Annotated in this window: 21 protein-coding genes, 2 tRNA genes, 3 rRNA genes and 1 other RNA gene; 18 read left to right on the plus strand and 9 right to left on the minus strand. The window is 35.4% G+C overall.

Features of this window, described 5'->3' with window-relative positions; translation table 11 throughout:
* Nucleotides 1-77: 77 nt before the first annotated feature.
* From FDY99_RS16300 to FDY99_RS16310, 3 genes are all read right to left on the minus strand, one after another.
* The gene (locus tag FDY99_RS16300; RefSeq protein WP_394344552.1) at nucleotides 78-272 is read right to left on the minus strand and encodes a YqaE/Pmp3 family membrane protein; all 195 of its coding nucleotides are present in this window, start codon (nucleotides 270-272) and stop codon (nucleotides 78-80) included.
* 58 nt (nucleotides 273-330) lie between these two features.
* On the minus strand, nucleotides 331-747 hold the full coding sequence (locus FDY99_RS16305; RefSeq protein ID WP_139422870.1) for a hypothetical protein: 417 nt from the start codon (nucleotides 745-747) through the stop codon (nucleotides 331-333).
* 190 nt (nucleotides 748-937) lie between these two features.
* Entirely contained in the window at nucleotides 938-3,013 is a 2,076-nt protein-coding gene (locus FDY99_RS16310) for a M3 family metallopeptidase (RefSeq protein WP_139422871.1), read from the minus strand.
* A gap of 183 nt (nucleotides 3,014-3,196) precedes the next feature.
* Here FDY99_RS16310 and FDY99_RS16315 point away from each other — a divergent pair, with 183 nt between their 5' ends.
* Together FDY99_RS16315 and FDY99_RS16320 are read left to right on the plus strand one after the other, a co-directional pair.
* Nucleotides 3,197-3,547, plus strand: a complete 351-nt coding sequence (locus tag FDY99_RS16315) for a nuclear transport factor 2 family protein (RefSeq protein ID WP_139422872.1) — start codon at nucleotides 3,197-3,199, stop codon at nucleotides 3,545-3,547.
* A gap of 18 nt (nucleotides 3,548-3,565) precedes the next feature.
* Complete coding sequence (locus tag FDY99_RS16320; RefSeq protein WP_139422873.1) at nucleotides 3,566-4,099, plus strand: SRPBCC family protein; 534 nt, start codon at nucleotides 3,566-3,568, stop codon at nucleotides 4,097-4,099.
* Between the two features lie 63 nt (nucleotides 4,100-4,162).
* On the opposite strand, the gene FDY99_RS16325 is transcribed toward FDY99_RS16320, so the two are convergent.
* On the minus strand, nucleotides 4,163-4,549 hold the full coding sequence (locus FDY99_RS16325) for a DUF805 domain-containing protein (protein ID WP_139422874.1): 387 nt from the start codon (nucleotides 4,547-4,549) through the stop codon (nucleotides 4,163-4,165).
* 42 nt (nucleotides 4,550-4,591) lie between these two features.
* On the opposite strand from FDY99_RS16325, the gene FDY99_RS16330 reads away from it, so the two are divergent.
* The 4 genes from FDY99_RS16330 (at nucleotide 4,592) to rimM (ending at nucleotide 7,250) form a co-directional block, all read left to right on the plus strand.
* Nucleotides 4,592-5,041, plus strand: a complete 450-nt coding sequence (locus FDY99_RS16330; protein WP_102981377.1) for a hypothetical protein — start codon at nucleotides 4,592-4,594, stop codon at nucleotides 5,039-5,041.
* A 208-nt stretch (nucleotides 5,042-5,249) separates the two neighbouring features.
* The gene (locus FDY99_RS16335; protein ID WP_102981378.1) at nucleotides 5,250-5,762 is read left to right on the plus strand and encodes a nitroreductase family protein; all 513 of its coding nucleotides are present in this window, start codon (nucleotides 5,250-5,252) and stop codon (nucleotides 5,760-5,762) included.
* A gap of 297 nt (nucleotides 5,763-6,059) precedes the next feature.
* A complete protein-coding gene (locus tag FDY99_RS16340) occupies nucleotides 6,060-6,623 on the plus strand; it encodes a 30S ribosomal protein S16 (RefSeq protein WP_074232308.1) in 564 nt (187 codons plus the stop codon).
* An 84-nt stretch (nucleotides 6,624-6,707) separates the two neighbouring features.
* On the plus strand, nucleotides 6,708-7,250 hold the full coding sequence (gene rimM, locus FDY99_RS16345; RefSeq protein WP_139422875.1) for a ribosome maturation factor RimM: 543 nt from the start codon (nucleotides 6,708-6,710) through the stop codon (nucleotides 7,248-7,250).
* Nucleotides 7,251-7,333: 83 nt separating this feature from the next.
* Here rimM and FDY99_RS16350 read toward each other — a convergent pair whose 3' ends face one another.
* Entirely contained in the window at nucleotides 7,334-8,284 is a 951-nt protein-coding gene (locus FDY99_RS16350; RefSeq protein ID WP_228448822.1) for a helix-turn-helix domain-containing protein, read from the minus strand.
* A gap of 90 nt (nucleotides 8,285-8,374) precedes the next feature.
* On the opposite strand from FDY99_RS16350, the gene FDY99_RS16355 reads away from it, so the two are divergent.
* The 9 genes from FDY99_RS16355 to rpoN all read left to right on the plus strand — a co-directional run bounded on the left by FDY99_RS16355 (nucleotide 8,375) and on the right by rpoN (nucleotide 19,742).
* Complete coding sequence (locus FDY99_RS16355; RefSeq protein ID WP_139422876.1) at nucleotides 8,375-9,046, plus strand: LA_2272 family surface repeat-containing protein; 672 nt, start codon at nucleotides 8,375-8,377, stop codon at nucleotides 9,044-9,046.
* A complete protein-coding gene (locus tag FDY99_RS16360; RefSeq protein ID WP_139422877.1) occupies nucleotides 9,043-9,642 on the plus strand; it encodes a CDP-alcohol phosphatidyltransferase family protein in 600 nt (199 codons plus the stop codon). The genes FDY99_RS16355 and FDY99_RS16360 overlap by 4 nt, the downstream gene beginning before the upstream one ends.
* A 124-nt stretch (nucleotides 9,643-9,766) precedes the next feature.
* Nucleotides 9,767-11,215 (plus strand): asparagine--tRNA ligase, encoded by a 1,449-nt coding sequence (asnS, locus tag FDY99_RS16365; RefSeq protein WP_139422878.1) that lies wholly within the window; start codon nucleotides 9,767-9,769, stop codon nucleotides 11,213-11,215.
* Between the two features lie 1,115 nt (nucleotides 11,216-12,330).
* Nucleotides 12,331-13,847: ribosomal RNA gene (locus FDY99_RS16370) — 16S ribosomal RNA — on the plus strand.
* 181 nt (nucleotides 13,848-14,028) lie between these two features.
* Nucleotides 14,029-14,102 (plus strand) — tRNA-Ile (locus tag FDY99_RS16375).
* An 87-nt stretch (nucleotides 14,103-14,189) separates the two neighbouring features.
* A tRNA-Ala gene (locus FDY99_RS16380) sits at nucleotides 14,190-14,263 on the plus strand.
* A gap of 204 nt (nucleotides 14,264-14,467) precedes the next feature.
* Nucleotides 14,468-17,227 (plus strand): 23S ribosomal RNA (locus FDY99_RS16385).
* Nucleotides 17,228-17,370: 143 nt separating this feature from the next.
* A 5S ribosomal RNA gene (gene rrf, locus FDY99_RS16390) occupies nucleotides 17,371-17,478 on the plus strand.
* Together the 16S, 23S and 5S rRNA genes with 2 tRNA genes alongside form the textbook arrangement of a ribosomal RNA operon.
* An 800-nt stretch (nucleotides 17,479-18,278) precedes the next feature.
* Nucleotides 18,279-19,742 (plus strand): RNA polymerase factor sigma-54, encoded by a 1,464-nt coding sequence (gene rpoN, locus FDY99_RS16395; protein ID WP_102980834.1) that lies wholly within the window; start codon nucleotides 18,279-18,281, stop codon nucleotides 19,740-19,742.
* A gap of 62 nt (nucleotides 19,743-19,804) precedes the next feature.
* On the opposite strand, the gene FDY99_RS16400 is transcribed toward rpoN, so the two are convergent.
* Nucleotides 19,805-20,479, minus strand: coding sequence for a beta-carotene 15,15'-monooxygenase (locus tag FDY99_RS16400; RefSeq protein ID WP_116097766.1), 675 nt, complete (start codon nucleotides 20,477-20,479; stop codon nucleotides 19,805-19,807).
* Nucleotides 20,472-20,963 (minus strand): RNA polymerase sigma factor, encoded by a 492-nt coding sequence (locus FDY99_RS16405; RefSeq protein WP_139422879.1) that lies wholly within the window; start codon nucleotides 20,961-20,963, stop codon nucleotides 20,472-20,474. Before FDY99_RS16405 ends, FDY99_RS16400 begins: the two co-directional genes overlap by 8 nt.
* Before the next feature lie 147 nt (nucleotides 20,964-21,110).
* Between FDY99_RS16405 and rnpB the strand changes: the two genes are divergently transcribed.
* An RNA gene (gene rnpB, locus FDY99_RS16410) (RNase P RNA component class A) lies at nucleotides 21,111-21,433 on the plus strand.
* 82 nt (nucleotides 21,434-21,515) lie between these two features.
* Here the strand turns inward: rnpB and FDY99_RS16415 are convergent.
* On the minus strand, nucleotides 21,516-22,406 hold the full coding sequence (locus FDY99_RS16415) for a polyphosphate kinase 2 family protein (RefSeq protein ID WP_139422880.1): 891 nt from the start codon (nucleotides 22,404-22,406) through the stop codon (nucleotides 21,516-21,518).
* Nucleotides 22,407-22,631: 225 nt separating this feature from the next.
* Nucleotides 22,632-23,087 (minus strand): DUF1573 domain-containing protein, encoded by a 456-nt coding sequence (locus tag FDY99_RS16420; protein WP_139422881.1) that lies wholly within the window; start codon nucleotides 23,085-23,087, stop codon nucleotides 22,632-22,634.
* Between the two features lie 129 nt (nucleotides 23,088-23,216).
* On the opposite strand from FDY99_RS16420, the gene FDY99_RS16425 reads away from it, so the two are divergent.
* Nucleotides 23,217-25,832, plus strand: coding sequence for a valine--tRNA ligase (locus tag FDY99_RS16425; RefSeq protein ID WP_139422882.1), 2,616 nt, complete (start codon nucleotides 23,217-23,219; stop codon nucleotides 25,830-25,832).
* Nucleotides 25,833-25,927: 95 nt separating this feature from the next.
* Nucleotides 25,928-26,404: a hypothetical protein gene (locus FDY99_RS16430; RefSeq protein WP_139422883.1), complete on the plus strand. Its 477-nt coding sequence runs from the start codon at nucleotides 25,928-25,930 to the stop codon at nucleotides 26,402-26,404.
* Nucleotides 26,405-26,451 lie beyond the last annotated feature (47 nt).

The following is a 26,451-nucleotide window of genomic DNA, read 5'->3' on the forward strand; positions in this document are numbered from 1 at the left end:
AAATAAAATGAGCATATTGGTTGATTGTTTTTTATTTTGACTAAAATAAAATTTTTAGGATAAACAATGCATTGGTTTTAGTTTTTATTTTCCTGAATTGTACGAATTAACCTTTCATTTCTCTTTCCTGTTCTTGAATTTTGTAACGATAAAGCTGCCCAAATCGCTGCCGGAATCCAGCCTAGAATTGTAATCAGTAAAATAAAACAAATATTTCCGGTAATAATTTCCCCTCTGACCATGAACGATCGAAATGGAAGTAAAAAGCTAATAACATAATTTGTATGATCTTAATTTTAAATTAAGGTTAGAAAAAAAAGTTTTTGTTACTTATTCTTTTTCTAGAATTTCTGTGCAAATATTTCTTCCTTCATTGCACCAATATTGATAAATAATTAAGTTTTTCCCTGTTTCAACAATCTCATATACTATTTTATTTCCAACGTATATAAGATCATCTTTTATTTCAGGTTTTGGTTGAATACTTTTTATTTCGGCTTCAAACTTACATGGACTTATCATTTTTAGACGACTTTTTATGATAATGGATTTATTACCATGAATTTCAGTCATTCTATTTTTACGAAATTTAACTTTAAGCGAACCATCGCCATCTTCATTTCTTGTAAAATTCCCTTTTTTTATTAAATTACAATTCGGTGTTTTATCTGAATCGACGAAATAATTCCTTCTTTGAGAATAAATTATAATGGAAGATAATAATGAGAAGAATAACAAAATTTTCATAGTCATGGTTTCGTCAAAAATAATGATGTTTATAATATATTAATGATAAAATTAAAAATTTAAAAAAAATGTTTTCTTCTCACTGTTGAATCACTTCTTTCAAATTTTCTAATGTGTTAAAAATTTTTGCAAAAAAAAACTCCAAAAAAGTTTTCACCTTTCTGGAGTTTTATAATTATTTCTAAAAATCTTATCCAAACGCCCTCTTCAGCAAACTCTCCACTTTTGGTTCGCTTCCTCTGAAATTTTTATACAATTCCATCGGATCTTTTGTTCCGCCGGAAGAAAGAAGAATTTTATACTTTGCAGCGATTTCAGGATTGAAAATTCCGTTTTCTTTAAAGTATTGAAAAGCATCGGCATCCAAAACTTCTGCCCATTTATAAGAATAATATCCAGCAGAATATCCACCCTGGAAAATATGTGAAAAACTTGGACTCATCGCTGTTTCAGGATTTGCAGGATAAAGTTGTGTCGCTTTTGTATAGTTATCCTCAAACTCTTTCACACTTTTATGCTCCAATTCTCCAACTTTCTTGTGGTAATTCATATCCAACAATCCAAAACCAATTTGTCTCAACGTCTGATAACCTTCCATAAAGTTTTTCGACTGAGCAATTTTTTCGATTTTTTCGTCAGGAAGAATTTCTCCGGTTTTATAATGTTTAGCAAAAGTCTTCAAGAATTCCGGTTCGTAGCAGAAGTTTTCTAAAAACTGAGAAGGTAATTCCACAAAATCCCATTTCACAGAAGTTCCGGAAAGATTTGGATATTGAGTATTCGCTAACATTCCGTGTAACGCATGCCCAAATTCATGGAACAAGGTTGTCACTTCCTGGAACGTCAATAAACTCGGTGTATCTTTCGTCGGTTTGCTGAAATTACAGACAATAGAAATGTGGGGACGAGAATTTTCGCCATCTTTTATATATTGATTTTTATAACTCGTCATCCAGGCTCCCGCTCTTTTGCCTTTTCTTGGGAAATAATCCACGTAAAGCAGAGCTTTGTAGCTAGTTGATGGTTGTTGGTTGTCAGTTGATGGTTCTTGGTTGTCAGTCTGAGCGGAGTCGAAGACTTCTTTTACTTCATAAACTTTTACATCTTCATGATATTTCGGAATATCGTTTCTCTCTTCAAAAGTTAATCCGAAAAGTTGTTTTGATAATCCAAAAACAGCTTCCTGAACCTGTTCTAATGGGAAATAAGGTTTTAATTCTTCATCATTCAGATCATATTTTGCTTTACGAAGTTTTTCGGCATAAAATGCGTGATCATAACCTTGCATTTCATCGATTCCATCGGCTTTTGCTAAAGCTTTTAATTCTTCGATTTCTTTTTCTGCGTAAGGTTTTGCTTTAGTTAAAAGTTCATTCAGAAAGTCAATAACTTTTGTCGGAGATTTTGCCATTCTTTCCTCCAAAACGTAATCTGCATAAGTTGCATAGCCTAAGAGTTCTGCTTTTTGTTGTTTTAAATTTAGAAGTTCTTTTATTAAATTTTGATTGTCAAATTCACCGCCGTCGAAAGACTTTTTACCGTTTGCCAACGCAATTTCTTTTCTCAGTTCACGGTTTTCGGCATAGGTCATCAACGGAATGTAGCTTGGATATTGCAATGTCAAAACATAGCCATCCAAATTTCTTTCTTTCGCTTCTTCAGCATATTGTTCTAAAATAGCCTCTGGAATTCCTGCAAGATCTTCTTTATTTGTGATGTGTTTAAAATAATTATTAGTTGAAGCCAATACATTTTGCCCGAACTGAAGTGATTTTAAAGATAAATCCATGCTGATTTTCTTTAATTTTTCTTTGTCTTCTTCATTTAATAAAGCACCGCTTCTTACAAAACCTTTATAAGTTTCATTTAAAAGCATTTGCTGTTCTTCATTCAGATTATATTTCTCTTTTTCGTCGTAAACTTTTTTGATTTTATTGAAAAGAGCTTCGTTTTGAGAGATTTTTGAAGAATATTCTGTTAAAATAGGAGAGACTTCCTGAGCGATTTGCTGAAGTTCGTCACTTGTTTCTGCAGAATTTAAATTGAAAAATATATTGGAAGCTACATCAAGCTGTTCACCTGAAAAAGACAATGCTTCAATGGTATTTTCAAAAGTTGGTTCTTCCGGATCATTTACAATTGCGTTGATTTCTTCTTCAGATTTCTGAATTAATTCTTTGAAAGCAGGAAGATAATCTTCGTTTTTTATTTGATTAAATGGCGCTGAATGATATGGTGTACTGAATTTTTCTGTTAAAATATTCATTGATGTATTTTTAATTAATGTAAATTTAATTATTTGATTTGAATTGTCTATGTGGTACACAAAAACGATGCCTTGATTAAGATGTATGACAAAAATACTGAATGAAGAATATTCTTGTCATAGGAAAAGACGAGGTTATAGTGAAATGTTTAATTTTGATTTTAGATGTAAATACAATAAACTATGTCTCAAAACAAAAAGACCGTACAGAAATACATGGATTCTTTTCAGGAAACAGATCATGAAAAGATTTTAAGTTGCCTTACCGAAGATGTGATCTGGGAAATGCCCGGAGTTTATCTTCATCATGGAAAAGAAGCGTTTGACAAAGAAATAGAGAACGAAAACTTTACCGGAAAACCTAAAATTACAGTTTTCAGAATGACCGAAGAAAATGATATCGTGATTGCTGAAGGAAATGTGGTTGCCAGTTTTAAAAATGGAGATATTCTGAACGCTGATTTTTGCGATGTTTTTGAAATGAAAAACGGACTCATTAAAAAGCTGGTTTCTTATTTAATGCAGAAAAACTAACTTTAATATTTATAGACTATGAGAACAATTTTAAAAATTATTGGAGGAATTATCCTCCTGATTATTGTGTATGCAATCGTTGCAGTATTGGCTTTTGGTAAAAATTATCACTACGAAAAATCGATGGTAATGAATGCACCGAAAGAAAAAGTGTGGCAGCAAATTGCTTCTATGAAATCTTTTAACCAATGGAATCCTTGGATGAAATTAGACAAAAACATGACAATTAATTACACCGGGACTTCAGGTGAAGTAGGAGATAAGTATTGTTGGGACAGCCAAAATGATGATGCAGGAGCTGGATGTCAGGAAATTAAAGAGATTATTCCCAACGAAAAACAAAAAACAGAAATGCTTTTCAAAAGACCTTTCGAAGGACAGGCGATTTCTGATATTGTTTTAACTTCAGAAGGAAATTCAACAAAAGTGACCTGGAGTATGGATACCGAACAGGAAACCTGGATGAAAATTATGAGACCGATGATGGATTACCAAATGGAAAAATCTTACGAAGAAGGTCTTAATAATCTAAAAGCTTTGGTTGAAAAGTAAGTATAACTTAGAATTAAGCTTATTAAAAACTGTTTTCAAATTTTTGAAAACAGTTTTTTTTATTTAATAATTTTTTGTGCCAATTTCGTCGATTGTATAATAATTTCCGATGCCTTTAGGATTATCACCGTACTTATTGCTCCCACGATTGCTATCTACAAAAGCCATTGCAATAATAAAAAAAGGAATAAACTGAAACCAGCCACTCACTCCGATATCATGACATCTTTTTGCTCCCTGAATAACTCTGAAAATTATTCCTGCAAACCAAACAAGCGCTGTAATGATAAAGAAAAAATCAATCTTGGTAATGACTGCTAAAAAAACGGTGAAAAAAACAGCTCCTACATGTATTAAAATGGATAGAGCAAATTCTGTTCTTCTGATTCTTCCTTCAGTTGAAAATACGTTTTGAAACATGGTTTTATTTTTGAAGAGTAAAAGTATCATTTATTTTCAAAAAATATTATCTTTAACTAAAGATTACGATGTATGCAGAAGGCGATTTACAATAAAAATGATTTGCGGATTTTTGTGAGAGATATGATCTCCGGAAAAGTAAAAACCTTAGAGTTTTATCTCAACTTTACTTTAGAAGCAAGCCGTGAAGTAAAAAAAACTTCAAAATACGATTCTATTCGTGAAGAAATGCAGGATGAGATTTACCATTTGGATAAACAGATGGCTAACCTAAAAAGCATGCAGCAACAGATGAAGAAAGTTTTAAATTCTGATTCTGAACATGCTAAGTTAGGCTCACTTGTCATTACCAATAAAGCCAGGTTTTATATTTCCGTTTCCTTGGGTGAATTTTTCTTTGAAGGTGATCGTTTCTACGCTATTTCTCCTGAAAGTCCGATGGCTCAAAAAATAATGGGCATGAAAGCGGGTGAAGAGTTTACGTTGAATAAAATTCATCAGAAGATTGAGGAAGTTATTTAAAGAGACAAGGAAAAAGTAAAAAGAGCCAAGTAGAGCGCTACGAATGCACGAATTTTCTCAAGTTTTAAAAATTATATTCGTGAATTAGTGACATCATAAAAAAGCATAAAAATAGTAGCCAAAAAATTTGGTAAAAGTATTCCGCATCCGGAAAAAAAACACTCCGCTTCTCACACCTCGCTTCCATCTTTTCCGTAATTTTGTCTGCATGAATAAAGCAGAAGTCTTAAAAGATATTATAGAACAGAGAAGAAGCATCTTCCCAAAAGATTATAACGAAACAGAAATCTCTCAGGAAATCATCGATGAAATTCTTCATTCGGCAACATTGGCTCCCAATCATAAGCGTACAAAACCTTGGCGTTTCAAAATTTTTAAAGGGGAAGAAAAAGCAAATTTAGCTGTAGAAATGCAGGAAATTTACAAATCGGTTACCGCTCCACAAGTTTTTTTAGAAAAAAAATATCAGGATATTGGTTTTAAAATCAATAAAGCAGATGCTGTGGTTTCTATTATTGTTAATTTCAGCGGAATGGTTCCTGAATGGGAAGAAATTGCAGCGGTTTCTATGGCTGTACAGAATATGTATCTTACGTGTACCGCAAATGGAGTGGGTTGCTACTGGAGTTCTCCAAAAATTGTTGACCATTTAAAAGATTCTTTAACGATCGAAGAAAACCAAAAATGTCTTGGATTGTTTTACATGGGAAATGTTGATTAGTTCAATGTAACAATCTAATACTGTAACAATTTAACAATGTAGCAGTTTACCAATTTTGATGATAGGACAAATTGTGAATTATAGACCAATTTCATAGCCTTGATTGCAGCGACATCCTTTTTCTGCGTTGGCTTGAAAAAAGTGATTGCGAAAAAGATATAGCGGAAAGCAGGTTCCCGGCTTCTAAAAAATATTATTCTAAAACTTTTTACTTGGGTCTTTTTACTTAAAACTTTTTTACTATCTTTGCACACTTAAATATTAAATCGGGACGAGTTCCCTTAAAATTCAAACATTATGTCAGTAAAAATCAGATTACAAAGACACGGATCAAAAGGTAGACCTTTTTTTCACATCGTAGTTGCAGATGCAAGAGCTAGAAGAGATGGTAGATTCATCGAAAAATTAGGTACTTACAACCCAATTACTAACCCTGCTACAATAGATTTAAATGTTGATTCTGCTGTAAAGTGGTTAAACAACGGAGCTCAGCCAACTGATACTGCTAAAGCTATTCTTTCTTACAAAGGAGTTCTTTACAAAAAACACTTACAAGGTGGTGTTGCTAAAGGTGCTTTTGATGAGGCTGAAGCTGAAAAAAGATTCAGTGCTTGGATCGAAGCTAAAGAATCTAAAGTACAAGGTAAAGCTGATGGTTTGGCAACAGCTAAAGCTGACGCTAAAAAAGCTGCTTTGGATGCTGAAACTAAAGTAAAAGAAGCTAGAATTGCTGCTGCTGCACAAGCTGAAGCTGATGCGAAAGCTGCTGAAGAAGCTGCAAACGCTCCTGCTGAAGAAGTTACAGAAGCTACAGAAGAACCAACTGCTGAAGCAGAAGGAACTGAAGAAACTCAGGCTTAATTCTTCTAAAAAGATACTAAGCAAAGGCACGATTTTTTCGTGTCTTTGTTGTTTAAAACTGATTTTTAAAATTCAAACATCATTATGAAAAAAGAAGATTGCTATTTATTAGGAAAAATTACACGCAGACATGGGCTTGCCGGAAACGTAATCCTTAAACTGGATACAGACCAACCCGAGCTTTATAAAAAACTGGATTCTATTTTTGTGGAAATCAATGGTTTGCTGGTGCCTTTTTTTATTGAAAAATCTTCTTGGAGCAAACTGGATGCTCTGAATATTGCTTTTAAAAATTCTAATGAGGCTTTGGTAGATCAGTCTTTAGGTAAAAGTGTCTATCTTCCTTTGACAAGTTTGCCTCAACTTACCGGGAAACAATTTTATTATCACGAAATAATCGGATATGAAATTTTTGATGAGCAGGATAACAGTTGCGGAATCATCAGATCTGTGAATGATCAGACGGCTCAGAATTATTTTGTAACCAATTTAGATGGTAAAGAAGTAGTGATTCCTTTGATTAAAGACTGGATTCTTGAAGTTGACCGTGAGGAAAAATTTATCAAAATGCAGCTTCCGGAAGGTTTGATCGATGTTTTCTTGGTGCCTTCTAAAAAGGATGAGTAAATTTAAAATACAATCTTTATATACAACATCTTCATTTTCGAAATGAAGATGTTTTTTTATTATAAAACTCAATTTTTGAATGGTTAAGATTTTAGCTTCTCAAGTAAGTCATCAATCTGATTATACATTTTATTGAAAAACATTTTTCTTTCCCGGTTTCCGGAAGTATTCAACGATTTTGAATTTTTAATTTCGTGCTCGAAATAAACTAAAGTATCGCTACAAGTTTTGTCGTCATTGGTCATCATGTATCCAAACATGTTAAAAGGAATAAAAAAAGACGATTGATATTCATTTTTAAACAAAATATTATTGCTTAAGATAACCAAATCGTTGACGTAGAAGTTAAAATCAGGATTGTGCTGTATTTTATGCTCAATATTTTGAATGACACTTCTTACTTCATCCAAAATAAGTACAATATCTTTATATTTTAAAAGACCCATTTCGGAGTAAAACGAAATCTGCATCAGAATACTCATAATCGTGGTGTCATTCCAGACTTCGGTTACGTTCTGATTTTCATATAAATTTTTCAGCATTTCATTTTTCGGAGAATGATAGGGAAGGTCAAAATCTTCAAAAGAACACAGAAATTTGTCTTCGTTCAGCAAATTCATCCAAACATAAAATTTAAAACGCGAAAGAATAGTATCTGAGATCGTATAAAAAAACGGAATGTCTTTCGCAGAATAATAGACTTTCGACTGATTGACACTTTGGAAAACATCCAAAATCTTCAGTGAACTTTCAAAAAAATGCAATAAATCTTCCTGTGTTTTTACCGGACGTGTTCTTTTAACCACCAATTGATTTTCCGTTCCCAAAAACTGATCGAGAGAAATCTGGTAATATTTTGCCAGTTCCAAAGCTTCTTCAAAACTGAATTTTGCTTTCATAGAAGTACGTCTGTGAGCAGCATCGTAACTGATGTTGAGAATATTGGAAATCTCATCATTCAAAGATTTGTCACCTATTTTCTTTCTTATCTGCTTTAGTAGTATCTCCTGATTCATTGCTTTTGCGATTTTCACAAATGTAGAAATTTATTTTAATTTTTTTTCGCATTCAGAAATAGGGTTTTCAAAATTAGCTTTGAAGTATAATTTTTAAATAAAAATAGTATGAAAACAAACTTATTAGCAATAGCATTAGTGATGAGCTCATTGTATTTCGGACAAGACAGTCTGAAAATAAAATCAGCCTTAGTTACAGTAAATCCGCAAAATAAAAATCTTAGAAATACAAACGGTCTTAACGTTGGAGTTTTAGATGATTATCAAAAACAGAGAATTAATGGTTTAAATCTTCAGGCAAATCCGATAAGCTTGATATATCCTTTAATTCCTAAAGCTTTACCGGTTCCTTCTAAAAAAATATCAACAGTAACTGTAAGTGGATTGCATCTATCTACAGGAGGTATGGTTGATGGAGAAAAATTGAATGGTTTGGGGATTTCTATTTATCATCATTGCAGAATAACCAATGGGGTCTCCGTTAATTTTTATAATAATACTTCGGGAATTTTAAATGGAATTCACATTTCAGGTTTTGTTAATAATTCCTTGAAAGGTAATGGTTTAAACATAGCTTTTTTAGGAAATTATTCTGATGATTTTAAAGGAATGCAGGTCGCAATTTTCAATCAATCGGAAAAAATGAAAGGAATGCAAATAGGTTTGGTTAATAAATCTAAAAAAATGAAAGGTTTACAAATTGGACTTTGGAATGAAAATGAAAAAAGAAAATTACCTCTTATCAACTGGAATTTTAAATCTAAAAAAGAAAAACTATGAAAAGTGTACCTTATATATTAATATCAATCCGTTTTCTTTTTGCACCGATTATTTTGTTTTTAGCTTATGTAAAAGGTGAAGAATCTCGATTTTTAATTTTAGCCTTAATGTTTATTGGATTGCTTACGGATATTTTTGACGGAATCATCGCTCGAAAAGTGGGAGTTTCCTCAGAAAAATTAAGAAGATTGGATAGTCAGGTTGATTTAGTATTTTGGCTTTCTTTAGGGTTGGCTACCTACTTTTTGAATACCGAATTGATAAAAAATCATTGGCAAAGTATTGCTTTAATTTTCATCATGGAAGCATTATGTTATATTATAAGCTGGATAAAATTTGGAAAAGAAACCTGTACTCACGCATGGTTTTCAAAATTGTGGGGATTGAGTTTACTGATTGCTTTCACTTATTTAATCGGATTCCAACAGGCAGGTTGGGCATTCCATCTCACCATAATTTTAGGAATTATTTCTCACATTGATGTAATTCTGATTATTTTAATTCTTCCAAAATGGCAGTATGATGTACCAAGTTTTTATCATGCATGGCAAATCAGGCAGGGAAAGCAAAGAAAAAAGACTACTTTTTTTAATTAAACAAGAGAAAAAACATCGGTGAAATAATCAATTTTTAAATCAAATGGCGTAATCATTAAAAGTTGCGCTGTTTTTTGTAAATTTGCAAACATTAATTTTTTATACAAAAATTTATCATCAACAAATGAAAAAGCAGACGATTAAAGAAGTCCTTGAGGGCTACAAAAAAGTATTACATCATGACATAACAGTTTACGGTTGGGTAAGAACATTCCGTGCAAATCGCTTTATTGCGCTAAATGATGGTTCTACGATTAATAATTTGCAAATTGTAGTTGATTTTGAAAATTTCGATCAAGAATTAATCAGTAAAATTAGCACTGCTTCTTCTCTAAAAGTAGTAGGAGAGGTGGTAGAAAGTCAGGGAGCCGGACAAGCCGTAGAAATTATTGCCAAAAAAATCATCATTTTAGGCGATAACTATACTGAGGAAAGAGACAAAACGATTTTACAACCAAAAAAACACTCTTTAGAGGTTTTAAGAGAGCAGGCGCATTTAAGATTCAGAACCAATTTATTTGGAGCAGTTTTCAGAGTACGTCATGCGGTGAGTTTTGCAATTCACTCTTTTTTTAACCAAAACCAATTTTTCTACATCAATACTCCAATTGTAACAGGAGCAGATGCAGAAGGAGCAGGTGAAATGTTTGGAGTAACCAACTTCGATTTAAATAATATTCCAAGAGACGAGCAAGGCGATATCGATTTTGCTCAGGATTTCTTTGGAAAGAAAACCAACTTAACGGTTTCTGGGCAGCTTGAAGGTGAAACTGCAGCAATGGGATTGGGAAGAATTTATACTTTCGGACCAACTTTCCGTGCTGAAAACTCAAATACAACGCGTCACTTAGCAGAATTCTGGATGATCGAGCCTGAAGTTGCTTTCAATAATCTTGAAGACAACATCGATTTGGCAGAAGATTTCCTGAAATATGTCATTCAGTATGTTTTAGACAACTGTAAAGATGATTTAGATTTCTTAGACAAACGTTTTGCTGAAGAGCAAAAATCAAAACCGGAAAAAGAAAGAGCAAAAGAAGGTTTGATCGAAAAACTTGAAAATGTAATTGCCAAACGTTTCAAAAGAGTTTCTTATACCGAAGCAATTGAGATTTTATTAAACTCAAAAGAAAATAAAAAAGGAAAATTTGCTTACCCAATTGAAGAGTGGGGGGCAGATCTTCAGTCTGAGCACGAAAGATTCTTGGTAGAAAAGCATTTTGAGTGTCCTGTAGTTTTATTTGATTATCCAAAAGAAATCAAAGCATTCTACATGAAACTGAACGACGATAACAAAACCGTTGCTGCAATGGATGTACTTTTCCCAGGAATTGGTGAAATCATCGGTGGTTCAGAAAGAGAAGCGAGATTAGATGTTCTGAAAACTAAAATGGCAGAAATGCATGTTGACGAGCACGAGCTTTGGTGGTATTTAGATACCAGAAGATTTGGATCGGTTCCTCACGCAGGTTTTGGTTTAGGTTTAGAAAGATTGGTACTTTTCGTAACAGGAATGACAAACATCCGCGACGTGATTCCTTTCCCAAGGACTCCAAAAAATGCAGAATTTTAATTCAACATTATATATTAAGAATGTCTCTGAAAATTTCAGGGACATTTTTTTGTAATATAAGTATCCCCAACTCTCAAATTATCCAACACTATCACATTTTCCAGTAGCTTATTCCGGCTTTCACTACTCGCTTTTTTGCGCCAAGCTTTTTCTTTGCAGCAAAAAGAGCTCAAACATACCGTTCAATCCGGGCTAAAAAGTAAGTGAGAAGTAGAATTATTGGTCATTTCGATTGAAAAGCGTAGATGTATGTATATATACTGTTCCAATAATTAGTAATTCATATCAAGTGAATATTAGTGTCATACTTTAATCAAGTAACGATTAGCTTATTCTATATTATATAAGCTCTGTAGGAGCGCAAACTTTGTAGAATAAATATTTAGTAACCATGATAAGAGCTCCAGAGGAGCGAAACTTACGATTTTTTTAACAAAACATATAAAATGGCTTTGTAGTTCGTTTCGATTCAAATATTGCTGCTCAGTTTTTTTGTTTCTTCTAGAAAAATGTATTGAAAATGGACAAAAGTAATTTTAATTACACTTCTAAATCACATTAAGTCAATGTGGATAACTATAAATAATAATATAGTATCCTGTAAAACAAATATTTAAAAATATAATTTTCCACAATTCTGATTTTGGTGTTTTCTTCATTTGTTTTGTGTGGTAATAAAGTACTACTTTTGCCCCACTGAAAAACGAGAGTTGATTGGTAGCGCAGAAGAGCTTTGAATAAGGCGAAAACGATAAGACTAGTGTTATCTACGGATAGATAAAGATCTTAGAAAAAACTTTTAAATTTTTTGAAATAAAAATTTGCGAGAAATAAAAAGATTCTTATCTTTGCAGTCCGGTAAAACGGGAGCGGAGTAGAATAAATCAAGTGTGGGAAATAAGGATTTAGGGTCATCAAAAAACTTTAAAATTTCTTTTAAAAACATTTGGTCAGTTAGAAATAAAGTTTTACTTTTGCACACGCAAATCGGTACTGAAAACGACAGAAAATGTAGGTATCGTAAAAAGCGAGAGAGAAGAGATCATTGAAAAATAATATACAACCAAGTAAGGAAAAACTAAAGCGTCAAAACTTTGAGTGAGTCAGACAAACATACAATGGAGAGTTTGATCCTGGCTCAGGATGAACGCTAGCGGGAGGCCTAACACATGCAAGCCGAGCGGTAGAGATCTTTCGGGATCTTGAGAGCGGCGTACGGGTGCGGAACACGTGTGCAACCTGCCTTTATCAGGGGGATAGCCTTTCGAAAGGAAGATTAATACCCCATAATATATTAAGTGGCATCATTTGATATTGAAAACTCCGGTGGATAGAGATGGGCACGCGCAAGATTAGATAGTTGGTAGGGTAACGGCCTACCAAGTCAGTGATCTTTAGGGGGCCTGAGAGGGTGATCCCCCACACTGGTACTGAGACACGGACCAGACTCCTACGGGAGGCAGCAGTGAGGAATATTGGACAATGGGTGAGAGCCTGATCCAGCCATCCCGCGTGAAGGACGACGGCCCTATGGGTTGTAAACTTCTTTTGTATAGGGATAAACCTTTCCACGTGTGGAAAGCTGAAGGTACTATACGAATAAGCACCGGCTAACTCCGTGCCAGCAGCCGCGGTAATACGGAGGGTGCAAGCGTTATCCGGATTTATTGGGTTTAAAGGGTCCGTAGGCGGATCTGTAAGTCAGTGGTGAAATCTCATAGCTTAACTATGAAACTGCCATTGATACTGCAGGTCTTGAGTAAAGTAGAAGTGGCTGGAATAAGTAGTGTAGCGGTGAAATGCATAGATATTACTTAGAACACCAATTGCGAAGGCAGGTCACTATGTTTTAACTGACGCTGATGGACGAAAGCGTGGGGAGCGAACAGGATTAGATACCCTGGTAGTCCACGCCGTAAACGATGCTAACTCGTTTTTGGGTTTTCGGATTCAGAGACTAAGCGAAAGTGATAAGTTAGCCACCTGGGGAGTACGTTCGCAAGAATGAAACTCAAAGGAATTGACGGGGGCCCGCACAAGCGGTGGATTATGTGGTTTAATTCGATGATACGCGAGGAACCTTACCAAGGCTTAAATGGGAATTGACAGGTTTAGAAATAGACTTTTCTTCGGACAATTTTCAAGGTGCTGCATGGTTGTCGTCAGCTCGTGCCGTGAGGTGTTAGGTTAAGTCCTGCAACGAGCGCAACCCCTGTCACTAGTTGCCATCATTCAGTTGGGGACTCTAGTGAGACTGCCTACGCAAGTAGAGAGGAAGGTGGGGATGACGTCAAATCATCACGGCCCTTACGCCTTGGGCCACACACGTAATACAATGGCCGGTACAGAGGGCAGCTACCTAGCGATAGGATGCGAATCTCGAAAGCCGGTCTCAGTTCGGATTGGAGTCTGCAACTCGACTCTATGAAGCTGGAATCGCTAGTAATCGCATATCAGCCATGATGCGGTGAATACGTTCCCGGGCCTTGTACACACCGCCCGTCAAGCCATGGAAGTTTGGGGTACCTGAAGTCGGTGACCGTAACAGGAGCTGCCTAGGGTAAAACAAGTAACTAGGGCTAAGTCGTAACAAGGTAGCCGTACCGGAAGGTGCGGCTGGAACATCTCATTTTAGAGCGTCTTTAGACGATAAACAAAATTAGTATCGTAAGATACATAAGTACTTACTTAAAGAGAAGCTTTAGTTTTTTATTTGGTTGATATATAATATAAAAATACAAAACCCACTAGAAATTAGTAAACGGGAACAGAGATAATTAACAATTATTAATTAATAATTATTAATTAGAGAGAGTCTCGTAGCTCAGCTGGTTAGAGCGCTACACTGATAATGTAGAGGTCGGCAGTTCGAGCCTGCCCGAGACTACTAATTGAAATAGAGGTTAGAAATTAGAATTTAGAAGTTAGTTTTTTACTAATATCTAATTACTAACATCTAACATCTTACCTAGAGGGGGAATTAGCTCAGCTGGCTAGAGCGCCTGCCTTGCACGCAGGAGGTCAAGGGTTCGACTCCCTTATTCTCCACAGTTTTGGAAAACTGATTTAAAAGTTACGAATAGAGCCAAAAACAATATTTGTTCATCAGAATTTCTGAAAAGAATTAAAGATCATTGACATTAACGGTAAAGATATCACAAAGAGATAACCGAGCACTTTCGAGTGCCGAGTTTATAAAAATATCGATAGACGAAAGTTTATCAAAAAATACTGAACTAATATAATATTAGGAAAGAAATCGTTAAGGGCGTATGGCGGATGCCTAGGCTTTCAGAGGCGACGAAGGACGTGGTAAGCTGCGAAAAGCTCGGGGGATTGGCACACACGAATTGATCCCGAGATGTCCGAATGGGGCAACCCGGCATGTTGAAGACATGTCACTCCGCAAGGAGAGCAAACCCGGAGAACTGAAACATCTAAGTACCCGGAGGAAAAGAAATCGAAGAGATTCCGTAAGTAGTGGCGAGCGAACGCGGATTAGCCCAAAAGCTTTTATATGTTTAATAGAATGTTCTGGAAAGAACAGCCGTAGAGGGTGATAGCCCCGTATATGAAAGGCATATTTAAGTGATAAATGAGTAGGGCGGGACACGTGAAATCCTGTCTGAATATGGGGGGACCATCCTCCAAGGCTAAATACTCCTGAAAGACCGATAGTGAACAAGTACTGTGAAGGAAAGGTGAAAAGCACTTCGAATAGAAGGGTGAAATAGAACCTGAAACCGTACGCCTACAAGCGGTCGGAGCCCACAAGTTGGGTGACGGCGTGCCTTTTGCATAATGAGCCTACGAGTTAATGTTACTAGCGAGGTTAAGGACTTCAGGTCCGGAGCCGGAGCGAAAGCGAGTCTGAATAGGGCGCTTAGTTAGTAGTATTAGACGCGAAACCTTGTGATCTACCCATGGGCAGGTTGAAGCTTTGGTAACACAAAGTGGAGGACCGAACCGGTTGACGTTGAAAAGTCTTCGGATGACCTGTGGGTAGGGGTGAAAGGCCAATCAAACTGGGAGATAGCTCGTACTCCCCGAAATGCATTTAGGTGCAGCGTCGTGTATAAGTTTATTAGAGGTAGAGCTACTGATTGGATGCGGGGGAGTCAAATCCTACCAATTCCTGACAAACTCCGAATGCTAATAAATGTTCCACGGCAGTGAGGGCGCGGGTGCTAAGGTCCGTGTCCGAGAGGGAAAGAACCCAGACCAACAGCTAAGGTCCCCAAATCTCTATTAAGTTGAAGCAACGCGGTTGGACTGCATTGACAGCTAGGATGTTGGCTTGGAAGCAGCCATTCATTTAAAGAGTGCGTAACAGCTCACTAGTCGAGCGGTCCGGCATGGATAATAATCGGGCATAAATAGAGTACCGAAGCTATGGATTTATATCATTAGATATATCTGGTAGGGGAGCATTCTGTTTGCACAGAAGCTGAGTCGTGAGGCTTGGTGGAGCGGACAGAAAAGAAAATGTAGGCATAAGTAACGATAAAGCGGGCGAGAAACCCGCTCACCGAAAGACTAAGGTTTCCTCAGCCATGCTAATCAGCTGAGGGTTAGTCGGGACCTAACGCGAACCCGAAAGGGGTAGTGGATGGACAATGGGTTAATATTCCCATACTTGCTCACACTAAAAAGGGGACGGAGTGCCGTACTTACTGGAGACTGACGGAATAGTCAAGACCTAGCCTTCGGGCGAAGTTGTTGTAGGGAAAGTGCTTCCAAGAAAAGCCGAAGTGAAGCAACCCGTACCAAAACCGACACAGGTAGTCGAGGAGAGAATCCTAAGGTGCTAGAGTGAATCATGGTTAAGGAACTAGGCAAAATAGTCTCGTAACTTCGGGAGAAGAGACGCCATCAGCAATGGTGGCCGCAGTAAAAAGGCCCAGGCGACTGTTTATCAAAAACACAGGACTCTGCAAAATCGAAAGATGCAGTATAGGGTCTGACACCTGCCCGGTGCTGGAAGGTTAAGGAAGGGCGTTAGCAGCAATGCGAAGCGTTTGACTGAAGCCCCAGTAAACGGCGGCCGTAACTATAACGGTCCTAAGGTAGCGAAATTCCTTGTCGGGTAAGTTCCGACCTGCACGAATGGTGTAACGATCTGGGCACTGTCTCAACCATGAGCTCTGTGAAATTGTAGTCTCGGTGAAGATGCCGAGTACCCGCAATGGGACGAAAAGACCCTGTGAACCTTTACTATAACTTCGTATTGACTTTGAGTAAGTAATGTGTAGGATAGGTGGGAGACTTTGAAGCAGGCACGCTAGTGTTTGTGGAGTCAACGTTGAAATACCACCCTTTACTTACTTGGAGCCTAACTTCTGTATTGAAGGACACTGCGTGGTGGGTAGTTTGACTGGGGTGGTCGCCTCCAAAAGAGTAACGGAGGCTTTCAAAGGTACCCTCAGCACGCTTGGTAACCGTGCGTAGAGTGTAATGGCATAAGGGTGCTTGACTGTGAGACCTACAAGTCGATCAGGTGCGAAAGCAGGACATAGTGATCCGGTGGTTCCGTATGGAAGGGCCATCGCTCATAGGATAAAAGGTACTCCGGGGATAACAGGCTAGTCTCCCCCAAGAGCTCATATCGACGGGGAGGTTCGGCACCTCGATGTCGGCTCGTCACATCCTGGGGCTGGAGAAGGTCCCAAGGGTTGGGCTGTTCGCCCATTAAAGTGGCACGCGAGCTGGGTTCAGAACGTCGTGAGACAGTTCGGTCTCTATCTATTGCGGGCGTTAGATGTTTGAGAGGGCTTGAATCTAGTACGAGAGGACCGATTTGAACAAACCTCTGGTGTATCAGTTGTTCCGCCAGGAGCACCGCTGAGTAGCTACGTTTGGAAGAGATAAGCACTGAAAGCATATAAGTGCGAAACTCGCCTCAAGATGAGACATCTTTTAAGGGTCGTTGGAGATGACAACGTTGATAGGCTATAGGTGTAAAGGCAGTAATGTCATAGCCGAGTAGTACTAATTACCCGTAGATTTATAGCCTGATATGGTGCTACGAAAGTGCAGCAAGGTTACCTCTTTGTGAATGTTTTTATCGATAAAATCAGAAGTTAGAAATTAGAGATTAGAAGTTAGTATATCACTAACCTCTAACTACTAAACTCTACCCTCTTATATACAACCTTTAGGGTGGTTTTAGCAGAGGGGCTCACCTGTTCCCATTCCGAACACAGAAGTTAAGCCCTCTAGCGCCGATGGTACTGCGAAAGCGGGAGAGTAGGTCGCCGCCAGTTTTTTTAAAAGTCCTCAATCGTAAGATTGGAGGACTTTTTTTTTGCATATACATCAACAATATTTTTATTAATGATCATTTAAAGCAATAGATAATGAATAATAGATAATAAGTAATTTTGCCTATTAGGTTAAGGTTAAGGTTAAGGTTCGCTCCGGAGGAGCGAACCCTTTGTAGCAGAGAATCATAACCGCATCTCTCAAAGCTCCGGAGGAGCGACTCAATTATTCATTACATTTTTGGTTCAACTCAAAAAATAGCATTTTGCTGTAAAACTCTTTCTTTACAACAGCAAACTTATAATCTGTAATGAATAATTATATACTCTTATTTCACAACAGTTTCTGTTTTTTGTAGATTTATATTTTCTTTAGCCATCAAATACTTTACAATAGTCAGTTCAGTTATAGTTTGAAAGATTCAGTGAATATTCATATGAAATAATTACTAAAAACTCTGTTAATCATCAATTTTTATTTTATGCTGAATTTTCTAGCCCGGATAGCAGCGGTTACCCCGAAGCATGAGTTGGAGAGTTGGTGAGATTTAGAGATGGAAAAGCAACGGCGTAACGAGTAATAGCGGATAGCCGGAAATAGCTCCTAAGAAATTTAAAGTAAAATAAGAGAATTTTTTGAATTATTTATACAAAATATAAGGTTATATTTTGTGTGAAAATAGGCCAAAACATAATTGTATTGACTTTGTAAATTTTATACTACAAAAATCGTGCTAAAGATGATTTTTTCAAAAAAAAGTATTAAATTCGTAGATGTTATGTTAACAAACATAAAGTAGAATATGCTAAAACAACATTTACAACTTAAATTAGGACAGAAACTTGCTCCTCAGCAGATTCAGCTGATGAAGTTGATTCAGCTTCATACTTTGGAGTTTGAGGAAGAACTCGAAAGGGAACTTGAAGAAAATCCTGCACTGGAAGTAGCAAAGGATGAGTCTAAAGAAGATGAATACTCAACTTTAGATGAAAGCTATGAAAGTGAAGGTTCGGAAAGTATAGAAACTGATTTCGACGTCAACGAATATCTGTATGATGATGAACCAAGCTATAAAACGGCTTCAAGTAATTATTCTGCCGATGATGAAGATTTTGATAATGAAAGCCTCCTTACTGAAGGACAGTCGTTGTATGACTATCTAATGGAGCAAATCAACCTTATCAACATTAATGATGAAGATCTGAAAATTGCTGAATACATTATTGGTAATCTAGATACCGATGGTTATTTGAGAAGAGAGATAAAGGCAATTGTAGATGATTTGGCTTTTTCACAAGGGATTTATACGACCAAAGAGAAAGTTGAAGATATCCTTGAAAACTATATTCAGAAATTAGATCCATCTGGTGTTGGAGCAAGAGGTTTGCAGGAATGTCTTTTACTTCAGATTGAGAAAAAAATCAGTTCTGATAAAGCGGTTTCTTTGGCTGCCAATATTTTGAGATATCAATTTGATGCGCTTACCAATAAGCATTACAATAAGATTATTCAGAAATATGATATTGAGGAAGAAGATTTGAAGGATGCTTTAGAGGAAATTTCAAAATTATCTCCAAAAGTAGGTGGAAACTTTGATACCCAAACCATTACAATCAATCAGGAAATTATTCCGGATTTTGTAATACAGGTGAAAGATGGGCAGGTTATTCCAATGCTTAACAGTAAAAATGCACCTACTTTAAGAGTCTCTGAAGAATATAAAGACATTTTAACTACTTATTCTCACGATAAAAAGTCATCTGAGCACAAACAGGCAGCATTATTTATTAAACAAAAATTAGATGCTGCAAAATGGTATATAGACGCGATTAATCAACGTCAGAATACTTTGCTTCAGACGATTAATGCTATTGTGAAGTTTCAGCATAATTATTTTATCACAGGTGATGAGAAGTCTTTAAAACCTATGATTTTAAAAGACATCGCAGATATTACAGGTTTTGATATCTCAACGATTTCAAGAGTTGTTAAAAGTAAGTATGCAGATACACCTAACGGAATTCTTTACCTTAAAGATTTGTTTTCTGACAGTTTAACCAATGATGACGGTGAAGAAGTTTCTACAAAAGAAATTAAAAATCATCTTCAGGAAGTAATCAGCAAAGAAAATAAGAGAAAACCTTTAACGGATGATGCCTTAGTGGTAATCCTTAAAGAACAAGGATATAATATTGCAAGAAGAACGATTGCAAAGTACCGTGAACAGCTCAATATTCCGGTTGCAAGACTTAGAAAAGAACTTTAAAATAAAAAAAAGCATTTCAGATTTGGAATGCTTTTTTTTATTGCTAAATATTCATGAATATTTTAATTTTCCTGAGATTCTATTTCTTTTAACTGATTTAAATTTTTATCGAGCCTGCTCATAATAATTCCATAAACCAATCTATAATAAACCCAAATTAAGGATACGCACAAGATGGTACCTATAATAAATCCTACTAAAAAACTGATTAGAGTAGAATTGCTGACATCGATATTTTGAATATTGATAATGTAAAAAGTAAAACCTATAAATGCACTTATTAGAACTAATAATAAACCTATATTAGTTAAAATAAAAGCATTCACTGTTTTTTTGAAGGTAATTATTCTTATAATAAAAAGCTTAAGATCTTCTTCAATTTTAATTTTACGGTAGTTTTGATAAAATTTAAGTACAAAAAATCCGGTAACCACAAGGCTTAGAATTTTTACAATCAAATAAATGTTATCAAGCTTAGTGACAAGTTGACTATCTCTGTGAACTCCCATTTTCTCTAAGATACTCAGGAAACTGTCTGATTCATTACTTTGTATAAGATAAAATACTCCTAAAACGCTGAAAAATAAAAACTCTACTACACTAATCCAGAAAATATATTTCATGTAATTGCGTGACTTTTTATTGAGCATTTTAAGAATCTCATTGTTGTCGTATTTCGGTTTCACCGGCTGTTCTTGCCAGGTTTTCTTAAAGCTGTCTAAATCAAATTCAGGCATGTTTTTCCATTTTTTCTTTAAGGATTTTCTTTAATCTGTTCATTTTCACACGTGCATTCACTTCCGTAATACCCAAGTTTTCGGCTATATCCTTATAAGGCAAGTCGTCGAGATACATCATTACAATTGCCCTTTCTACATTTGGTAAGGTTTTTATTACGGTGTAAAGAAGTGAAATTTGCTGCTGTTTGTCATCATCAACTTCAACGAAATCTCTGTGATTGATGTCTAGCTCGTTAGTCTGTAAACTTTTACTTTTTTTTCTAAAAAGAGTGATGGCTGTGTTCAGTGCAACACGATACATCCAAGTAGAAATTTTTGAATTTCCTTTAAAAGAATCATAGCTTCGCCAAAGCTGTAAAACAATTTCCTGGAAAAGATCTTCCTCATCTTCCAGCGAATTGGTGTACAGACGCGATACTTTAATAATCAATCCCTGATTATCTTTTACAAGCTGTGCAAACTCTTTCTCTTTAGAAATCAAAATAAATGTATAACTGCACGAAGATAATAATATAATGTAAGAATGTAATAATTTAACAGTGTAACAATTTAAAAAAAAAGTAATTCTTTATAATTGGTAAATTGTTACACTGCTTCATTGTTAGATTAAATTGTATCTTTGCAACCACGAGAAAATCGGCTTGTTGATTCTTGTTTCGTCAAGGGTAGGAAAGTCCGGACACCATAGAGCAGCAAAGCGGATAACATCCGTCATCCGTGAGGATAGGACAAGTGCAACAGAAAGCAGGTACAGTTCGGCTGTAGTGAAACCAGGTAAACTCTTTGTGGTGCAATGATAAGTATATCGGTTCTTTTCAGTAATGAAAATAGGGGCGGCTCGTTCTGAAAGCCGAGGGGTAATCAGCTCAAGTTTTGCAGCAATGTAAAACGTAGATAAATAACAGGCACTTTTTTTAAGTACAAAATCCGGCTTATAGATTTTCTCGTGGTTTTTTATTAGGATGCCACGAATACACGAATGATTTTTATTAAATTTATTTCGTGCATTCGTGGCAATTTTCTTTGATTCTTTTTACTTTTTCCTTAGCTCTTTTTTATTCACTTCCAATTGTTTTTTAGCCTCATCCAGACCTTTTCTATCTTCTTTTGAAAGCTCAGGGAATTTCAAATCCATTTTTTCTAAAGTATCGATAATAATTTGTAATGCCGAAAGTCTTGCAAACCATTTATTATCAGCCGGAATTACGTACCAAGGTGCTTCATCTTCTGAAGTCTCATTAATGGCAGTTTCGTAGCATTCCATATATTGGTCAAATAAAGCTCTTTCGGGTAAGTCTGCAGCCGAAAATTTCCAGTTTTTTTCCTGTTCGTTGATACGGTCTAAAAGCCTTTTCTTTTGTTCGTCTTTAGAGACATTTAGAAAAATTTTAATAATTGTCGTTCCATTTTGGGCAAGATGTTTTTCAAAATTTCTGATGCTTTCATATCTGTTTTCCCAGAATTTTTTATCAAAATCCTTTACAGAATCCCAGGTTTTTTCGCTTAAATTGTATTCAGGATGTACTTTACAGACCAAAACACTTTCGTAATGAGAGCGGTTAAAGATACCAATCATCCCTTTCTGGGGTAAGGCTAAATAATGTCTCCACAGAAAATCATGTGAGTATTCTCTAGAACTTGGAGTTTTAAAACTTGTAACATTGCAACCCTGAGGATTTACACCTCCAAAAACATGCTCTATTAAACTGTCTTTTCCTGCTGCATCCATCGCCTGTAAAACTACTAACAATGATTTACTTCCGTCAGCATAAAGTTTTTCCTGAAGCTCTCTAAGCTTTTCTTTTTCCTGAATTAATAATTGTACACCTTCTTCTTTAGTGAGTTTTCCTTTATATTCTGTTGAAGATTTTTTTATTGAAAATTTTCCTTTAATTAAAAAGTCGTCTGAGAAATTATTATCCATGTTTTTTATATGATTTAATGATTTAATGATTTAATGATTTAATGATTTAATGATTTAATTCAATAGATAAATGATGATGAGATTTCAATATATCTTAACTTTGTAACATCTAACATCTAACATCTAACATCTAACATCTAACATCTAACATCTAACATCTAACAACATAAATGTAACAAAAAAACCGCCTCAATTGAGACGGTTTTAAAATTTTTTAAGTAAAAATTATTTTTTCGCAGCCATTTTAGCTGCTTTTTTCTCAGCTTTAGCCGCTGCTTTTTGTTCTGCAGCAGTTAATGGTTTGGGTTCAGGAGCATTAGGAGTTACTTCACCTTTAATGTAGATTACGCTTCTGCTATTTACAGGGTCATTAGAAAATACTTCAATCATTTTGTTGAATGGAGAAACGCTTGCAGTGTTGTATCCAACTTTAATTTTTGCTGATTTTCCAGGTGCAATAGGAGCTTGGCTGAATTCTGGTGTAGTACATCCACAAGATGGTTTTACATTAGAAATAATAAGAGGCTTATCTCCTGTATTGGTTACAGTAAAGAATCTTGTACCATCAGAATTTGGTTTAATTTGACCATATTCATAAGTAGTTTTGTCAAACGTAATTGTTTGTGCAGATGCTAATGCAAATGTTCCGAATAATGCAATTCCTGCTAATAAGTTTTTCATATTCTTGAAAGTTAATATGTTTGTTAGATAAATTTTGAGAAACAAAGTTAAAAATTATTTTAATTAGTGCTTACATTTTTTTACTTTAAACTATTTTTGCAAATTATAAGTTATAAGAAACCAGAATTTATGCAGATTTCAGAAAAGTATAATCCACAGGAAACAGAACAGAAATGGTACAATTACTGGCTGGAAAACAAATATTTCCACTCAGAGCCCAACGAAAAGCCACCTTATACGATTGTAATTCCGCCGCCAAACGTCACAGGAATTCTTCACATGGGGCATATGTTGAATAATACCATTCAGGATGTTTTGGTCCGTCGTGCAAGAATGCAGGGCTTCAATGCTTGTTGGGTTCCGGGAACAGATCACGCTTCAATTGCTACTGAAGCGAAGGTTGTTGCTAAACTGAAGTCTGAAGGAATCAATAAATCTGATATTACCAGAGAAGAATTTTTGAAACACGCTTGGGAATGGACCGACAAATACGGCGGAACAATTCTTGAGCAGCTGAAGAAATTGGGTTGTTCTTGTGATTGGGACAGAACCCGATTCACAATGGAAGAATCTCTTTCTAAGCAGGTAATCAAATCTTTTGTTGATTTATACAATAAAGGATTGATTTATCGTGGTTACAGAATGGTAAACTGGGATCCGGAAGCAAAAACCAATATTTCTGACGAAGAAGTAATCTTTAAAGAGCAAAACGGAAAATTATATTTCCTTAAATATAAAATCGAAGGGACAGAAGAATTCCTTTCGGTAGCTACAACGCGTCCTGAAACTATTTTCGGGGATACTGCAATCTGTATCAATCCTAATGATGAGAGATATGCTCATCTAAAAGGTAAAAACGTAATTGTACCAATTGTAAACAGAGTTATTCCGATTATTGAAGACGAATATGTTGATATAGAATTTGGAACAGGTGCTTTGAAAATTACTCCTGCACACGACATTAATGACTACGAAATCGGACAAAAACATCAGCTACCAATGATTGATGCTTTAGATGATGACGGAAATCTAAATGAGCACGGATTACATTACGCTGGAAAAAACAGATTTGATGTTAGAAAACAAATCGCAAAAGAATTAGAAGAAAATGATCTTTTGCTAAAAGCAGAAGATTATGTAAATAAAGTAGGAACTTCAGAAAGAACAGGTGCGGTTATCGAGCCTAAAGTTTCTGTTCAGTGGTTCTTAAAAATGTCTGAAATTGGAAAACCGGCTTTAGATGTTGTAATGGATGATGAAGTAAAATTCTATCCTGAGAAATTTAAAAATACCTACAAACACTGGATGGAAAACATCCGTGACTGGAATATTTCTCGTCAGCTTTGGTGGGGACAGCAAATTCCTGCCTTCTATTATGGTGATGGAGAAAATGACTTCGTAGTTGCCGAGACAATCGAAGAGGCATTAGAACTTGCGAAGCAAAAAACAAGCAACCAACAACTAACAACTGAAAACTTAAAACAAGACGAAGACGCTCTTGATACATGGTTCTCATCTTGGTTGTGGCCAATGTCTGTTTTTGACGGTTTGAATAATCCAGATAATAAAGACATCAATTATTATTATCCGACTTCAGATTTGGTAACAGGTCCGGATATTATTTTCTTCTGGGTTGCAAGAATGATCATGGCAGGATTGGAATACAGAAAAGAAGTTCCTTTCAAAAATGTTTATTTTACAGGGATTGTAAGAGATAAGCAGAGAAGAAAAATGTCAAAATCTTTAGGAAATTCACCAGATCCTTTAGAATTAATGGATAAATATGGTGCAGATGGAGTTCGTGTTGGTATTTTATTAAGTTCTGCGGCTGGAAATGATCTTCTTTTTGATGAAGATTTAATGCTTCAGGGAAGAAATTTCATGACAAAAATCTGGAGTGCTTTCCGTTTGATCAACATGTGGAATCATGAAGATAAGCCTGCAAATGCAACAGAAACTCAGACTATCGAATGGTTTGAAAATAAATTAAATAAAACAATTGTTGAAATTGACGATCAGTTTGAGAAATTCAGAATTTCTGATGCTTTACATTTAATTTACAAATTAATTTGGGATGATTTCTGTGGTTCTTATTTAGAAGCAATTAAACCAAATTATGGGGAAGGAATTTCCAAAGAAGTTTACAATAAAACAGTTGCTCTTTTTGAAGAATTGATGAAATTGGTTCATCCGTTTATGCCTTTCCAGTCAGAGGAAATCTGGCAATTGATTTCGGAAAGAAGCATCGATGAAGCTTTGGTTATTGCCCAACAGAAAAAAGCAGAAGGATTTAATGAAGATATTATTAAAAACTTCGAAACGGCATCAGAAATTATTTCAGGTGTTAGAAATTACCGTCAGACAAAAGGAATTTCACCAAGAGAAGCCGCTGAAATTTATACCAATGCTTCTGAATTTGCAAATGAACCTGTAATTAAGAAATTAGCCAATATTTCTGAAATTCATTTCGGAGCCAAAACAGATAAACCAAGTTTCACGTTCCTTGTTGGATCTACGGAAGTTTCAATTCCATTAAGTGAAAACTTAGATTTAGGAGAAGAAAAGATCAAAACAGAAGAAGAATTAAAATATTTAAAAGGATTCTTGATTTCTGTTTATAAAAAACTTTCTAACGAAAAATTTGTTGCCAACGCAAAACCTGAAGTGGTAGAAAGTGAGCGCAAGAAACAAAAAGATGCGCAAGATAAGATTGCGATTTTGGAAGAAAAATTAAAAACACTCTAATATTTTATTTTTCTAACGTGTGTAGATATGCTCTTAAAACATATAAATTCCACTATGTTTGTTTTAAATGTAGAAAAACATTTAAACAAACTCCTGTGGATGATATTTTGTTGAGAATAAAAAAGGATAAAGTATATCAAGAACTGAACGGAAAGTCTATTAGAAAAGTAGGGCAAGTATTTACAAAAAAAGAAATAAACAGCTTAAAAGAATTATGTGATGAAATTGAAAGTAGAATTATAGAATGCCCTGAATGTACTGAGGCAATGGTTAATTTGGGGCATGATTTTAAAGCTCCAAAAGTATCTGCCAAAAAAGAATGGGAAATTATAGAGGGACTTTATAGAATAGGTAAAACTTTTTTCAGTTGTGGATGTGATGGAATTGGATACATTCCACAAAATGAAAAAGACTACAAAGATTACTTAGAAAAAGTTTTGACAGATTATGAAAATTCTATTAAATTTTATCAAAATGCTACTCCTGAAGAATATCCAGACAGAATAGAAAGGATGAATTATTGGATTGAGAAAAAGCTGAAAATACAAACAGAATTAAAAACATTAAAATAAAGATTTAGGGTTAAATCTCAAACTTAACCTAAATCTTAGCCTAATAA

This window comes from Chryseobacterium mulctrae (genome assembly GCF_006175945.1).
In the GTDB taxonomy this organism is placed as follows: domain Bacteria; phylum Bacteroidota; class Bacteroidia; order Flavobacteriales; family Weeksellaceae; genus Chryseobacterium; species Chryseobacterium mulctrae.

Coding starts and splice junctions, on each gene's coding strand:
- FDY99_RS16305 (WP_139422870.1), bottom strand. CDS start 747: ATGAAAATTTTGTTATTCTTCTCATTATTATCTTCCATTATAATTTAT.
- FDY99_RS16310 (WP_139422871.1), bottom strand. CDS start 3,013: ATGAATATTTTAACAGAAAAATTCAGTACACCATATCATTCAGCGCCA.
- FDY99_RS16315 (WP_139422872.1), top strand. CDS start 3,197: ATGTCTCAAAACAAAAAGACCGTACAGAAATACATGGATTCTTTTCAG.
- FDY99_RS16320 (WP_139422873.1), top strand. CDS start 3,566: ATGAGAACAATTTTAAAAATTATTGGAGGAATTATCCTCCTGATTATT.
- FDY99_RS16325 (WP_139422874.1), bottom strand. CDS start 4,549: ATGATACTTTTACTCTTCAAAAATAAAACCATGTTTCAAAACGTATTT.
- FDY99_RS16330 (WP_102981377.1), top strand. CDS start 4,592: ATGCAGAAGGCGATTTACAATAAAAATGATTTGCGGATTTTTGTGAGA.
- FDY99_RS16335 (WP_102981378.1), top strand. CDS start 5,250: ATGAATAAAGCAGAAGTCTTAAAAGATATTATAGAACAGAGAAGAAGC.
- FDY99_RS16340 (WP_074232308.1), top strand. CDS start 6,060: ATGTCAGTAAAAATCAGATTACAAAGACACGGATCAAAAGGTAGACCT.
- rimM (WP_139422875.1), top strand. CDS start 6,708: ATGAAAAAAGAAGATTGCTATTTATTAGGAAAAATTACACGCAGACAT.
- FDY99_RS16355 (WP_139422876.1), top strand. CDS start 8,375: ATGAAAACAAACTTATTAGCAATAGCATTAGTGATGAGCTCATTGTAT.
- FDY99_RS16360 (WP_139422877.1), top strand. CDS start 9,043: ATGAAAAGTGTACCTTATATATTAATATCAATCCGTTTTCTTTTTGCA.
- asnS (WP_139422878.1), top strand. CDS start 9,767: ATGAAAAAGCAGACGATTAAAGAAGTCCTTGAGGGCTACAAAAAAGTA.
- rpoN (WP_102980834.1), top strand. CDS start 18,279: ATGCTAAAACAACATTTACAACTTAAATTAGGACAGAAACTTGCTCCT.
- FDY99_RS16400 (WP_116097766.1), bottom strand. CDS start 20,479: ATGCCTGAATTTGATTTAGACAGCTTTAAGAAAACCTGGCAAGAACAG.
- FDY99_RS16415 (WP_139422880.1), bottom strand. CDS start 22,406: ATGGATAATAATTTCTCAGACGACTTTTTAATTAAAGGAAAATTTTCA.
- FDY99_RS16420 (WP_139422881.1), bottom strand. CDS start 23,087: ATGAAAAACTTATTAGCAGGAATTGCATTATTCGGAACATTTGCATTA.
- FDY99_RS16425 (WP_139422882.1), top strand. CDS start 23,217: ATGCAGATTTCAGAAAAGTATAATCCACAGGAAACAGAACAGAAATGG.